The 274-nt window shown below is 48.2% G+C and carries 1 protein-coding gene; it reads left to right on the forward strand.

Translation table 11 applies throughout. The features are described from left to right. Positions 1 to 274, forward strand: a 274-nt coding sequence (locus tag ACMHXE_RS19715; RefSeq protein ID WP_413732300.1) for a transposase, incomplete at both ends; no start/stop codon positions are given.

Consider the following 274-nt stretch of genomic DNA (forward strand, 5'->3'; position numbering starts at 1 on the left):
CAATATGAAGTGGTACGCTCTTTAGGAAAACACGACCAACTGGTGCGGTTAACCACCACGCCTCAAGCCAGAAAGAAGTGGCCTATGCTGCCTGACAATATTGAAGCTCGCTTACTGACGAAGACGATAAAAGGTAAGTCGGTTTCCATTTTGACGTCATTAACGGACCCATTGCGTTATCCGGGGGCAGAGATAGCGGATTTATATGCCCATCGATGGGAGATAGAAGTGGGCTATCGGGAGATGAAGCAGCATCTTCTGGAGAGTCGCTTTA

This window comes from Shewanella sp. BJSY2023SW007 (genome assembly GCF_047314525.1).
In the GTDB taxonomy this organism is placed as follows: Bacteria; Pseudomonadota; Gammaproteobacteria; order Enterobacterales; family Shewanellaceae; genus Shewanella; species Shewanella chilikensis.